12 protein-coding genes are annotated in these 11908 nt (G+C 58.4%); 7 read left to right on the top strand and 5 right to left on the bottom strand.

Translation table 11 applies throughout. The features are described 5' to 3' along the window. Nucleotides 1-281 precede the first annotated feature (281 nt). The 7 genes from ACP26L_RS27605 to ACP26L_RS27575 all read left to right on the top strand — a co-directional run bounded on the left by ACP26L_RS27605 (nt 282) and on the right by ACP26L_RS27575 (nt 8324). Complete coding sequence (locus ACP26L_RS27605) at nt 282-1352, top strand: GGDEF domain-containing protein (protein ID WP_426448240.1); 1071 nt, start codon at nt 282-284, stop codon at nt 1350-1352. A gap of 186 nt (nt 1353-1538) precedes the next feature. Further along, nucleotides 1539-3254 (top strand): ABC transporter ATP-binding protein, encoded by a 1716-nt coding sequence (locus ACP26L_RS27600; protein ID WP_426448238.1) that lies wholly within the window; start codon nt 1539-1541, stop codon nt 3252-3254. A gap of 231 nt (nt 3255-3485) precedes the next feature. Then, complete coding sequence (locus ACP26L_RS27595; RefSeq protein ID WP_426448236.1) at nt 3486-4742, top strand: DUF5068 domain-containing protein; 1257 nt, start codon at nt 3486-3488, stop codon at nt 4740-4742. A gap of 111 nt (nt 4743-4853) precedes the next feature. Then, nucleotides 4854-5813: a D-2-hydroxyacid dehydrogenase family protein gene (locus tag ACP26L_RS27590; protein ID WP_426448234.1), complete on the top strand. Its 960-nt coding sequence runs from the start codon at nt 4854-4856 to the stop codon at nt 5811-5813. A 229-nt stretch (nt 5814-6042) separates the two neighbouring features. After that, a complete protein-coding gene (locus ACP26L_RS27585; protein WP_426448233.1) occupies nt 6043-6960 on the top strand; it encodes a hypothetical protein in 918 nt (305 codons plus the stop codon). A gap of 43 nt (nt 6961-7003) precedes the next feature. Then, nucleotides 7004-7405, top strand: a complete 402-nt coding sequence (locus tag ACP26L_RS27580; RefSeq protein ID WP_426448231.1) for an immunity 22 family protein — start codon at nt 7004-7006, stop codon at nt 7403-7405. A 28-nt stretch (nt 7406-7433) separates the two neighbouring features. Continuing rightward, nucleotides 7434-8324, top strand: coding sequence for an aminoglycoside 6-adenylyltransferase (locus ACP26L_RS27575; protein ID WP_426448229.1), 891 nt, complete (start codon nt 7434-7436; stop codon nt 8322-8324). A 152-nt stretch (nt 8325-8476) separates the two neighbouring features. Here the strand turns inward: ACP26L_RS27575 and ACP26L_RS27570 are convergent, their stop codons facing one another. The 5 genes from ACP26L_RS27570 to ACP26L_RS27550 all read right to left on the bottom strand — a co-directional run bounded on the left by ACP26L_RS27570 (nt 8477) and on the right by ACP26L_RS27550 (nt 11762). Continuing rightward, nucleotides 8477-8665, bottom strand: coding sequence for a YqaE/Pmp3 family membrane protein (locus ACP26L_RS27570; RefSeq protein ID WP_426448228.1), 189 nt, complete (start codon nt 8663-8665; stop codon nt 8477-8479). A gap of 98 nt (nt 8666-8763) precedes the next feature. Beyond that, a complete protein-coding gene (locus ACP26L_RS27565; RefSeq protein ID WP_426448226.1) occupies nt 8764-9264 on the bottom strand; it encodes a regulatory YrvL family protein in 501 nt (166 codons plus the stop codon). Nucleotides 9265-9427: 163 nt separating this feature from the next. After that, nucleotides 9428-10048 carry a flavin reductase family protein gene (locus tag ACP26L_RS27560; RefSeq protein WP_426448224.1) on the bottom strand — a complete coding sequence of 207 codons (621 nt, stop codon included), beginning with the start codon at nt 10046-10048 and terminating at the stop codon, nt 9428-9430. A 247-nt stretch (nt 10049-10295) separates the two neighbouring features. Next, nucleotides 10296-10742 carry a GNAT family N-acetyltransferase gene (locus tag ACP26L_RS27555; protein WP_426448222.1) on the bottom strand — a complete coding sequence of 149 codons (447 nt, stop codon included), beginning with the start codon at nt 10740-10742 and terminating at the stop codon, nt 10296-10298. A gap of 132 nt (nt 10743-10874) precedes the next feature. Next, complete coding sequence (locus ACP26L_RS27550; protein ID WP_426448220.1) at nt 10875-11762, bottom strand: AraC family transcriptional regulator; 888 nt, start codon at nt 11760-11762, stop codon at nt 10875-10877. Between the last annotated feature and the right edge of the window lie 146 nt (nt 11763-11908).

Raw genomic sequence — 11908 nt, 5'->3', positions numbered from 1 at the left:
TTTATTTTAACATCACTTAATTATAAAACGCTTTCTTTTAAGGTTATATATAAAATAATTCGGGTTTGTTGTTGATTTTATAGACAGATCTCCCGGATCCCGGGCGGTTGTTGGATTTTTTTTGAAAAAAGTTTGAAATTTATGGACGGTCTGGGCAAGCTAGGGGGGGTTATGCCAAAGAGAAGAGTGCAGAAAAGGAAGGAATTTGACGAATAATGTCGAATAAGTAGTGAACAACATAGAAGCTTCTACATGGTGGTGACTTGGCTGTGCTGCAGGACGTGTTTCTGAACCTGTCTATGAATTTCTTGACGATGTTCGTTTTTTTTCAGCTGTATTTCCGGTATCAGGAGCACCTCCGTTCGGCATTGGCCCGGAACATCCTGCTGGGTATCGGGTTCGGTCTGGCCCAGTTTTTGTACCGCAGCTTTCCGATCTTCATGGAAGGATACCGGGAACCGATCATGATCGGGGGAGCGACCTTCATTACGGCGGCCGTCTTCGGCGGAGGCATCGCCGCGTTCATAGCCGGAGGGGTTCCGGATCTGATCGGACTGGCGGTCCGGTTCTTCAGTCAAGACGGCCGTCTATTTATGCCGGGGCACCTGGCCTATATCTGGGGCACCGTGGCTGTGGTGATGCTGGCCTTCCACTTCCTGAAGTGGCGCCGCTGGAAGATTTGGCTCCTCCTCAATTTGTGCTTTTACGTTATGCTGCATTTCACGACGCCGACCCCGGTTTTGACCTCCTTCGCGCTGTACCGGATGGCCGTCGAGCTGGGCTGCGGGGCTCTGATCTATTATTTTGTCTCCTACATGCACCAGGCCCATGATACCCAGAAGCATCTCGAGCGCTACGCGCTGACGGACGGGCTGACGGGCATCTCCAACGTCCGCTTCTTCCAGGAAGTGTTCCCGAAGCTCTTCAGTGCCGCGCAGCGGGGGAAGATCGGGCTGAGCCTGCTCGTGACGGATATCGATTTTTTCAAAAAGATCAACGATACGCTCGGCCACCCGGCCGGGGACCAGGTGCTGGTCGAATATGCGGGCCTGCTCCGGGACAACTTCAGGGGTACGGAGATCATCACGCGCAACGGGGGAGAGGAATTTTCGGTCATGTTCCCCAATGTCAACAGGGAGCAGGCACTCGAAGCCTCCAAGCGGTTTCATGAGCTGGTCCGGGAGCATGTGTTCCTCGAGGGGCACGAGAAGGGACCTCTGCGGCTGACAATCTCGGCCGGGCTTGCCGCTTACTCCGGAGCGTACGCCGAACCCCGGGAGCTGTATGCCGCGGCGGATGAGCTGCTCTACAAAGCGAAGCGGGAAGGAAGGGACCGGCTGTATTCGGGATGAGAGCGGGAAGCAGGCGGGGGGATCGGTATGCGGGGAACGGGTTTTCCGTCATGGCGGAAGCCCGTTTTTTTATAGGAAAAAAATCCGCCTGCCGCACCCCTCGCCCCGATTGCCAAATTGGGGCTGCGCATGTACGATGAAGGCAATGGGCCATACATACAACGCAAAGGAAATGAGGGATCTGCCTTGCTTCGCCGTTTTTTCTCTTACTACCGGCCTTACCGGGGGTTGTTCCTGCTCGATTTCGGCTGCGCGGTGGTGGCGGGTCTGCTCGAGCTCGGCTTTCCGCTGGCCGTCAACCAGTTCGTGGATAAGCTGCTGCCTGGCCAGAACTGGCCGCTGATCCTGTGGGCGTGCGCAGCCCTGCTCTTCATCTATGTGCTGAATACCGTTCTGCAGTATGTGGTCACGTATTGGGGGCATATGCTCGGCATCAATATCGAGACGGACATGCGCAGGAAGCTCTTCGACCATATCCAGAAGCTGTCCTTCCGCTTCTTCGACAACAACAAAACCGGGCACCTCATGACCCGGATTACGAACGATCTCAATGAGATCGGGGAGATTGCGCATCACGGCCCGGAGGATGTTTTTATCGCCGTCATGACTCTTCTTGGGGCTTTCGGTCTCATGCTCACCATCAACTGGAAGCTGGCTGTGCTTACGTTCATCGTCATTCCGCTTATGGCCTGGTTCGCACTTCACTTCAGCTCCCGGATGACGCGCACCTATGAGCGGCTGTTCGGTGACGTGGGCGAATTCAACACGCGCGTCGAGAACAACATCGGCGGGATCCGCGTGGTCCAGGCGTTCGCGAACGAAGAGTACGAGAAGGAGCTCTTCAAGGTCAACAACCAGCAGTACCGGCTGACGAAGCTGCTCGCCTACAAGCTCATGGCCAAGAGCATGTCGATCACCTACATGATGATGCGGCTCGTCTCCGTATTCGTCATGATCGCCGGCACCTGGTTCGTCATCCGCGGGGAGCTGACCTACGGGGAGTTCGTCGGGTTCCTGCTCCTCTCGAACGTCTTCTTCCGGCCGATCGAGAAGATCAATGCCGTGATCGAGAGCTACCCGAAGGGCATCGCCGGGTTCAAACGCTACTGCGCCATCCTCGATACCGAGCCGGATGTGGCCGATGCCCCGGATGCGGCGGACGCCGGCCCTCTGATCGGGGATATCCGGTTCCGCAGCGTATCGTTCGGCTACGACGGGAGCAAGAAGATCCTGAACGGGCTGAACCTGTCCATCCGTGCAGGAGAGACCGTGGCCTTCGTCGGACCGTCGGGAGCGGGCAAAACGACCATCTGCTCCCTGCTGCCGCGCTTCTACGAGTGCAGCGAGGGCAGCATCACGATCGACGGCATGGACATCCGCCGCATGACCCTGCAGTCGCTGCGCAGCCAGATCGGCATCGTGCAGCAGGAGGTGTACCTCTTCGAGGGCACGATCCGCCAGAACATTGCCTACGGCAAGCTAGACGCCAGCGATGCGGAGATCTGGGAGGCGGCACGCCGGGCCCAGCTCGAGGAGTTCATCAGCAAGCAGCCGGAGGGCATGCAGACGCAGATCGGCGAGCGCGGCGTGAAGCTGTCGGGCGGACAAAAGCAGCGGCTGGCCATCGCGCGCATGTTCCTGAAGAATCCGCCGATTCTGATCCTCGACGAAGCGACCTCGGCGCTCGACACCGCCACGGAGCTGGCGATTCAGCAGTCTCTGGCCGAGCTGTCGGCCGGCCGCACCACGCTGGTCATCGCCCACCGCCTCGCCACGATCAAGAACGCCGACCGGATCATCGTCGTGACGGAGGAGGGCGTCGCCGAGGAGGGAGCGCACCAGGAGCTCGTCGCGGCCGGCGGCATGTACAGCCGGCTGCACCAGGCGCAGTTCGGCACGTAGGACAGACGATGCCTGGGTGCGCATAGAACAAGCCCGCTTTTCCCCTTGGAGGGAAGGCGGGCTTGTTTGCTGCTCACGCAGCAAAAATTCTCCATAATTCGAGCTGTTTCAACACGATTTACTATTATATTCCAGTTTGTTGGACGTTAGTACCTATTTCATTTTGCGGCAATGTGAGGGAAAATATGGAATTGAACAACGATCAAATACATAACAAAGGTTGGGACATCATTGAACAAGACAGTCGTATCCATCGCACTCCTTCTGGCCGCCCTGCTATCCGCCTGCGGCACCAACAAGCAAGCGGAGGGGCAGCCGGAGCCCGTACAGACACAATCCAAGACAGCAGAGGCGGTGCCGTCCAAGGAAGCTTCTCCCGCTTCGGACACCTCCAAGCCTGCTCCAGCAGCGGCCGCCAGCGGAGAGGTACTGAATCCGAACATCGCCGTGGAATCCGAGGGGGACGTCGAGGTGGTCTATACGAATCCGTCGCCGGGCTACTCGCATGATATGAACGGGTTTAAGGTTTCCGTCGATGCCTATCAGATCGTGAAGGTAACCGGCATGAACAAAAGGGTGGCTTCCATCCCGTTCGAAGACCAGACGGAAGGGTACGTGGTTACGGCGAAGGTAACCCTGGATAACGGTACGGGCAAAGCCATGTACTATAATAACAATTATCGAATCCAAGTCAGCAAGTCGTCCGATTATATCCCGAATGACGGCAACCGTACGTTTATCCGCAAGGAGGACCAGCCGAAGTCCAAGCAGGAAACCGAAATTTCGAAATACGCTGCCGGCGAGAAGGTAACGGGACTCGTCTCGTTTACATTGACCAATGAGGAATTCGAATCGCTGAAGAGCGTCAAGCCCAAGTTCATTATCGAAGGAGGGGCCGCAGACAATAAAGAGGCGAAGGACAGCTTCAAGGGGAATGCGGTATTCGATTTTCTCTACAGTGAAGAGCAGAAGCAGCAGCTGGCAAGCGAGCCCAAATTCTATCCCGACCGTCTGACGACCGATAATATGGCCGACAAGAAGATGATCTTCGAGAAGACCGGGATCGGGGAAACGAAACAGATCGGCGGCTTAAAGGTAACGCTGGATGGGGTTCAGTATGCGGAGATCGTGCCGACGGCAGCCAATCAGGCGAGGTTCAAAAACTTCGGTGAGAACGGCATTGTGGCGGTAACCGTGAAGCTCCTGCTGGATAACCAGTCCGACAAGACGCTGAGCCTGTTTTTGACGAGCTCCAAGCTCCACATTGACGAGAACCGCGGAACGGCCCTGTCCGAGGGGATGGTAGAACCGAGCAACCCTCAGGAGCTTGCTCCGGGCAGCCAAGGTGAGAAGTATCATGTGTTCTTATTCCGCAAGGATGAATTCCAGCTCTACAAAACTTTCCGTATGGAATTCGGTCCGGCTGTGGATGCGGACGGCAAGAGACAGTTCAAGGAAGAGACGGCGGAGTTTACGCTGCCGAGATAACGATCTACGGGATGAGCCTGCCCCGCCCCAGGAGGAAAAGAACGGATGACCGGCGAACCCTTCTAAGAGGCATGTGGTTGCATTCGATCCACTAGGAAGGGGATGTTCGATATGAAGCTTCGCTGCGCTGTATTGGATGATTACCAGGGGGCTGCAGCCTCGCTGGCGGATTGGTCTGCCTTGGAGGACCGAGTGGACGTGGAGATGTTCCATGAACACGCGGACGATGAGGAGAAGCTTGCCTCCGCCCTCGAAAGCTTCGAGATCATCGTGATCATGCGGGAGCGCACCCCGTTCCGCGCTTCACTGCTTGAACGCCTGCCCCGGCTGAAGCTGCTCGTGACGACGGGCATGCGCAATGCCTCCGTCGATCTGGCGGCGGCTGCTGCCCAGGGAATCACCGTCTGCGGGACCCGGGGCAATCCCGAGCCGACGCCGGAGCTGACCTGGGCGCTCATCCTCGGGCTGGCCCGGCATCTGGTGCCCGAGCACCAGGCCCTGCGCTCGAACGGCCCGTGGCAGAGCACGCTGGGCGTCGACCTGTTCGGCCGGAGGCTCGGCCTCCTCGGGCTCGGCACCGTGGGCTCGCGTGTCGCACGCGTCGGGCTGGCCTTCGGCATGGAGGTCGCGGCCTGGAGCCCGAACCTCACCGCCGAGCGGGCCGGAGAGGCCGGCGTACAGCTCGCCGCCTCCATGGAAGAACTGCTCGAGAGCAGCGATTTCGTCTCGGTCCACCTCGTGCTCGGCGACCGTTCGAGAGGGCTACTCGGCCGGGAGGAGCTCAAGCGGATGAAGCCGACCGCTTATCTCATCAACACCTCCCGGGCGCCGATCGTGGACCGCGAGGCTCTTGTCGAGGCGCTGCAGGAGGGCTGGATTGCCGGCGCCGGAATCGACGTATACGAGAAGGAGCCTCTTCCGGCCGACGATGTGTTCCGTACGCTGCCGAATGTGCTGACGACTCCGCATCTCGGGTATGTCACCGAGCGCAATTACCGGACGTTCTACGGGGACGCGGTGGAGGACATCCGCGCGTTTCTGGCCGGGGAACCGGTCCGGAAGCTGAATTAATGCCGGCGTGGTACAGGGGTAGGCAGATAGGAATCCTATTTTCGGCTGATTTCACAGCCCGGCAGCTTCGGCTTCCGGGCTGTTCCTGCAGGTCCGGGCCTGAGCTCAGGGTGATCGGGTGGGCGCCGCCAGGAACCCTCGGGCATAGAGGATGGAGTAAGAGCATGCAGCCGTTGGGCGCAGAGATGATCATGCGCGCAACTTTCCCCGGTAAGCCGCCGTCTGATCCATGGAAGAAGCATATGACAAGAATGGGGAGAACGCTGTGCATCGAACAGGTGGGGTTGTGCTTCTCGGGATCGCTGCCGCAGCCGCTTTGCTCGGGTTAGGAAAATCGCTCGAAGCTCCTGCCCGCTCCGCTTCTCCGGATCTGGCGGCGGGTACGTCACCGGCTCATGGTCAGACCGCTGTTCCTGGAGAAGGGACCGCGTTATGGGAACCTGCTGCGACCGGTCATAAGGCCGTACCACTGGCGCCGGCCGTCTCCGGACAAGAGGCCGCCTCTTCGGATGCGGCTGCGTCCGGGCCGGAGGCTCCGGTTAGCGGGCGGGCAGATACGCCGGCGGCCGCCGGAACCATCGTCGGTGAAGGCCGCGCAGATGCGGATGGGGACGGCAGGATGGACACCATCCGCATCCAGGTGACCGCAGCTGTGGAGCAGACGGACTTGAATCCCGGTCCTTTCGAGGGGACGTACCTGTACGGCACCTTCGAGGCGGTGGCCGCGGGTGCCGATGGCCGGGAGCTTGGCAGGTTCCCTCTGAACGGGGCTTTTGACGGCGGGGAGATGAGCTTCCGCAAGGAAGAGCCGTTCCGGCTGCTCTTCGACGATTACAATGCGGACCGGCAGCCTGACTTCACGGTGGGGCAGTGGGGCGGAAGCAATGGGAATTTCTATTCGCTGCTGACCGTAGGCCGGGAGGGCTTCGGGGTGCTGGCGGAGGATATTTATTCGGCGGATCACGACGAGTCGATCCGGTATCCCAAGGCAGGGGAGACGGCTTTCCTGAACGTCTATTATGATCAGGCGGAGGGAGCCTATATGGAGGTCACCCGGAGATGGAAGGACGGGGCGTTTGCCGCCGGGCCGCCTGTGCCAACCAAGGACAGCGGATCGGCAGGCGTGGAGGCGCAAGCACATCCATAGAAGCGCAAGCACATCCATAGAAGCGGAGGAGGAAGGCGCAGGGATGGAAAAGGACTTGACGGACGAGAGCCGCGTCTCGCTCTGGCTGGGCTCCTGGAGCTTGGAGGAGGCGGTGCAGGCGTACGTGGAAGGAAGCTATACGGAAGAGGGGGACTATGTGCCCTCACCGTTTGAGAACGATTTTGCCTTGCGGTACGATCCGGATTTCATAGAGCTGCAATACCGGGAGGCACCGGCTGCCGAATGGGCGAGCCTGCTCGGTGGCCATTCCTACGATGAGGAGCTCATTTCCGCTTTTGCGGAGGAGATCGGTCCCTTGGACAGGGCATTCAATACGGTGATCCTGGTGTACAACCTGGCTTATGATGGGGAGCATACCCTCAGCAGGACCGGGGCGGGTGAACTGGTGTATATCGGCCAGGTGGAATACAGAGGCGCTTTCTAATATCGATGACTCTGGGGGGAGAACCGGAATGCGCGGTGAACGGGAAATGATGGAAGCCATCCTCGCCTTCGCGAATGAAGAGGAGGGCATCCGGGCTGTCGTTATGAACGGCTCACGGGTGAATCCGAATGTACGGCGGGATCCTTTTCAGGACTATGACATCGTTTTCTTCGTCCGGAAGGTCGCTCCCTTTGTCCGGGACCGCGACTGGATCCGGCGCTTCGGTAAGATGATGATCATGCAGACACCCGACGAGCTGGAGACGGAGCAGGATGCGGAGGGCGAATACAGCCGGTTTGCGTTCCTGATGCAGTTCGCGGACGGGAACCGGATTGATCTGACTTTGCTTCCCTGGGAGCAAAAGGACCAGCAGCCGCGGGACAGCCTGAGCGTCCTGCTGCTCGACAAGGACGGGGAGATGGAGCCGTATCCGCCGCCCAGTGACCGGGATTATGTGACGAGGCCGCCCGGCCAGGCGGAGTTCGCCGCCTGCTGCAACGAATTCTGGTGGGTGAGCACCTACATTGCCAAGGGTCTGTGGCGCCGCGAGCTTCCCTACGCCAAGGCGATGATGGAGGAGCCGGTCCGGCACATGCTCGTGCGTATGCTGGAGTGGCATGCGGGTATGCGCAGCGGCTATACGGCAGCGACCGGCAAGGCCGGCAAGCATCTCCAGAAGCACCTGGAGCCGCGTCTGTGGGAGGCCTATGCCGCGACTTACGCAGACGGGGAGTACGAACGGACCTGGGAGGCCCTCCTTGGGATGGGACGCCTGTTCCGGGAGGTCGCGCGGGAGGTGGCGGAGCATGCCGGTTTCGACTATCCGGAGGAGGACGACCGCCGCGTTACGGCCCATCTCCACTATGTAAGAGCGCTGCCGGCGAACGCGGAGAATCTGTATGAGGATGCCGCAGAGTAGGCGGAAGAAGCCAAAAAGGCCGGACTGCGCTGCAGCCGGCCTTTTTGGCAAAGGGCAGAGAAGGAAACGCGGGTTACCGGCTGCCTTCATGTCCTGTTACATCAACATGCGCTAGTCCTTCCAAAGGGCGGGAGAGCCGCTGAGCCGATAGGTTATTTATACATTTGACGCTGCAGACGTTCCATGCGCCGGTCTTCTTTTTTCTCGTGAACCACCATGCAGGCATGGATGGCCCCCGGCAGCCAGAAGCAGAGCGTAAGAATGAGATTCAGGAAAGCCTGGAACGGCTTGCCGGACAGGAGGACGGCGACGGGAGGAAGCAGAATGGCCAGAAGATACATTGTTGAACACCTCGCTTCGTTGGATACAAGACTTTACGCGGCGCGGGATCCTGCGTTTCAGCCGCACCCTGGAAAAGGGCGCCTCCCCGCACCGAGTGCTATCTGACCCTGTCCTGCGGAGGTCCTTCGTTCAGCGTCCTCTTCTTCCTGCTGTCCGGGATCAGCGTGTCAATGGCAATCATGATGAGGACAAACCCCACTTCAGCGCCACCGCCGATCGTTACCCCATCCATCCACTCGTCGATATAATGCACGGAAAGAAGATCAAAGGTAAATTGGAGCAGGAGGTGGAACAGAAGCAGCTGCCACCGGGGGCTGTGGCGGAACACCATCGCGCAGAGGACCTTCGGAAACAGGAGGAGACCTCCCAGCACAAGATCCGAGACCATGCTCATCCCGATAAAAGAAAGGATCGACTGCCATGAATCGTACGTAATGCCGAGGATCGCAAAGGTGCCCGTAATCAGGAAGAACACGGCGGCGAACACGAAGATCACCACGAATGCGATAAAAAGGACAAACAACGAGACGGCCAGCGATTTATCTTTGAACGACATGGGCCCCGGTGGAGTGCCCGGCGGCTGGCCGGATTCGGACATGGGGATCACCTCCAGGAGGATGAAACAGACGTTTTCCTCTTGAGTATACGCGGTATAGTAGGGAATTACAAATATTGGATTTTGGGTGGTTCGTTGTCCGCTGCCCGCACTCTATCAAATGCGAATACTGCTTTGAGGAGGTAGGGCCCAAGTCGTAAGTTACTCAAGTCTCTGCACGGAACGTCCGGCCCAGCTCGGTGCCCAGCCCAAAATAATGGCGGAAGTTATAGATCAGCGGGTTCCACTTGGCCGGATCGATATGCCGGCCCTCCCGGAGAATGCCGGGGTGAGCATGAACCCGCAATGCTTGTGTCTCTACGATAGCAAAATGGGGGCTCCCCTCGGGAATGCGGATATGGCATACGGCGGCCTCGATCTGCAGCGGACACTCGGCGATCCGTGCCGGCTTCACAAGCTCTGAGGGAGCGGCGGAGAGTCCGCATCGGCCGAATTTATCCGGCTCATAGACGAATCCGAGCAGCCGCTTCGACTCGGGAACCGGGTCCTTGCCCGTCGTGGGGGCAAGCTGTTCCACCTGCTGCCATAGACCGGCATCAGGCAGATTCAGCACGCATTGACGCTCCCTTGTCAGATTCTCATATCCTTTGCCTGCCGTTCCGATCCCGAGCACGATCCGGTCGCCAAGCGCCCAGGAGGAGGACAGTGGACTGATATTGTCACAGCCGCACTCGTTCCGGGTGGTCATGAGAAGGACAGGAGTGCCGTAATACAGGATACTCGGGGTAATGACTTCGGATGCCGGCAGGGGGTTGATTATGTTCATGCCGTGTTCTCCTCTCTCCAACTAGGTGGTTCCCTCATTGTACCGCCGGGATCGTTCGATGAGCATCGAAGTGTGATTGTATGAAGGAATAGGCCGGCATGAGTAGGAGCTGCAGTGTAGGGGGACGTGATGACAGGGAGAGAGGGGGGCGGGGACTCAACGGTCCGGCAGAGAAGGGTGATTGTCCGAAGGGGGATGGATTGGCGTCGGCTGGGAGGCCCCATGCGAGCGGATGGATCGCTTCACTCTACACGATCGAATAGTTCACCCAGCTGCCCCGGACGGCGCCTGTCCCGTCGAAGAAACGCTGGGCCCTCTCGTTCCCGGTCCCCGTGATCCACGACATATAGGAGAACCCGTTGTCGGCGGAGTAGGTGCGGCAGTGGGCAAACAGCCGGGATTCCGCTTCGGTTCCCCGGTACGGCTCCAGGAGAAATAAATCGTTCATGATGCTGATGGGACTAGCCTTCATCGTACTCATCGTAAAGTACAAGGTGGCGAAGCCGATCAGTGCTCCGTCCTGCTCGGCCACGAACTGAACGCCGCGCTGCTTCTGGAGCAGCATGTGAATCAGATCATGGATATGGCTCTCGCCCGGCCACGGGTTGCCGTAGAAGCCTGCGATATAATCGTTCATTAACCCGGTCAGCGGGATGAGATCCCGGGGTTCGGCGCTGCGGATGAGAAGTGACATGAGATGGCCTCCTTGAATAGGTTTTGTATAATAATACAAAATAATGGATTAATATTCAACGTATGCGCAGAACAAAAAGCTGTATGCAGGACTCGCCCCATACAGCTCTGCCCCTATGCAGCAGCCAAATGCTCACCTAGGCAGGGGGTGCTTCTTTCGGTGAGGCTCCTGCTGCTGCTTGCGGTACTGGAGGGGAGGGAGGCCGACGATTTTCTTGAAGGTCGTATTGAAGTGGGAGATGTGCCGGAAGCCTGTCTGTTCCGCAATGGTGATCGTTTTGTCGCGCGTATCCCTCAGCCGACGCTGGGCTTCCTTGACCCGGACCTGCAGGAGATATTCACGGAAATGGTATCCCGTGATCTTCTTGAAGATCCGGCTCAGGTAGGACGGACTGATGAAGAACCGGGCGGCAACCCCCTCCAGGGTAAGCTCCTCGTGGTAATGCCGGGTGAGGTAGGCGGCGACCTCCGAGATTTTCTCATGCATCGGATGTGTATATTCGGTAGGTGAAGGACAGCGGCTCTCCCGCAGGAATTCACGGTGAATTCGGACGAGCAGCTGGGCCAGCGCGGCCTTCACGCAGGTCTCGTAGCCCGGCTGTGCTTCGGCGCATTCCGCATACATCTGCCGGATGAGCCCCTCGGCAGCCGCCTGCTCCTTCAGCGGCAGCCGCAGCAGCTTCGAGCCTTGGGCGAAGGGCAGCGGCTCGGACGACGACCCGGCGAACAGCGGAAGGGCGAACTCGGGCGTAAAGTTAACCAGCATCCGTTCAAAGCCCGGTACGTCGGAGGAAGAGGTGTGATGCAGGTCGTATGGATTGACGATGACGAGATCGCCCTGCTGCGCCGTATAGACCGTGTCGTTGATAAAATAAACCCGCTCGCCTTCGAGCAGATAAAAAATCTCATAGTAGGAGTGCAGGTGGTCGCGGGGCATTTTGAAGTACCCCTTGTAGTTCATATATTGGATTGCGAACGCCTCGTTCTCCAGCGTGTACTTCTGTGAGTAGACATCGTTCACGGGGACGGCCTCCTTGGATGGGGACATAGAATTAGGACAAATAAAAGAAATATTTCTCGAAAAAAGGCAGAAAATCAAATTAATTTTCGGATATATGTACTGCAATTATAAGGGAAAACAAGAAACCCCGTCATCTAAAAAGATTG

The sequence above is a fragment of the Paenibacillus sp. S-38 genome, assembly GCF_049942825.1.
GTDB lineage: Bacteria > Bacillota > Bacilli > Paenibacillales > NBRC-103111 > Paenibacillus_G.
Note: the sequence above shows the minus strand (reverse complement) of the source record. Positions and strands in the feature narration are given on the sequence as shown.